Source organism: Faecalibacterium sp. An192 (genome assembly GCF_002160175.1).
In the GTDB taxonomy this organism is placed as follows: Bacteria; Bacillota; Clostridia; order Oscillospirales; family Ruminococcaceae; genus Faecalibacterium.
On record NZ_NFKB01000127.1, the window covers coordinates 1 to 1239 of the forward strand.

At 44.9% G+C, this 1239-nt stretch carries 1 protein-coding gene; it reads right to left on the bottom strand.

Going from position 1 to position 1239, the window contains the following annotated elements; translation table 11 throughout:
- Positions 1 to 195: 195 nt before the first annotated feature.
- Positions 196 to 912: a transposase gene (locus tag B5F27_RS16215; protein ID WP_087369068.1), complete on the bottom strand. Its 717-nt coding sequence runs from the start codon at positions 910 to 912 to the stop codon at positions 196 to 198.
- Positions 913 to 1239 lie beyond the last annotated feature (327 nt).

Sequence of the window (1239 nt, forward strand, 5' to 3'; positions counted from 1 at the left end):
GGCAGCTTGAGATGATTTTTGTTGATTTATTTCGTTGTCCTCTTGACGGGGTGCACACCATTTTGACCACTTGATTTTGGTTCAGTTGGTGCTGGACATTTTGGAGCTGTTGACAAATAGCGGAATCGTACAGATAAATCTGTTTCAGATTTGCTGTTTGTTGAAAAATGGCAAGAAAAAAGACGCCTGGAGGCGTCATCCCATATACTTTATCATTCGTTTTAAGTTGATTGCGGTCGCCGAAAGGAGGCAGTGATCTGTCGCTGCCTCTAATCCGCGCCGTAACAGGCGTTTTAAATTGTGGCTCCATTTCTGTGCAGCAAAAGTACCTTCACACCAGATCTGTCTCTTTTTAAGAGCCTTGCGATATTCAGGAGAATCTTTCTGTGCCATGTTTTTCTGTACAGGTGCACGAAAGTAATTGTCCAACAGATATCGCGCTGTCAAAGATCCTTTTTTGGTTAAACACTTTGATTGAAGCGGACAGAATTTACAATCTTTTCTGCTGGCCCAATATTTCCAGAAAATGCCGCCATCTCTCCGAACGAGACTTCTGGGATGAAGCTCCTTTTGATTGGGACAAATATACACATCTTTTTCTGAATCATACGAAAAATAAGTTCGGTCAAATTCTACTGTTATCTGAGCCGTATTTGGCTTTGGCCGCACGAAAAAGGAAATCCCGTTTTCATCCAATACCTGATGAGCCAAAGCGAAATCATACGCTGAATCTGCCGTGGCAATTTGAACTGGAACGATATTTTTATGGACGTCCTCTATCTGATCCAAATAAGGGACACTGTCATAAACATTTCCTGCAGTTGTTGTGACAGCCAGAATGATTCCATGGTCTGTATCAAGAGTCTCATGAACCAGGTAATAGGGTCCTTCGGGTTTGCCAGGGCGTTTCATATGACCAGCTTCCGGGTCCGTTCTGCTGACCCGTTTGTGGCTGTGGGTGGTTTTCTTTTTGATGGGTTCCTTTCGTTCGGCACGCCGCTTTCTCGTAAGCGCCTCACGAAACGGCGTACTTGCTAAACCCAGTCTCACAGTGAGAGAATTATTCCATGTAGTGGGCGTGTATTTTTGAGACCACTCTCAAAAATACACGCCCTCGCTGAGAAAACCTACAGAGGAGGCAAACATGGAAAAGAGAGCAATGGCAGTTCGGGAAGAACAATGGATTCAAACCATCGCCGCTGCAAAACAGAGCGGCCAGCCCATCAAAGTCTGGTGTGC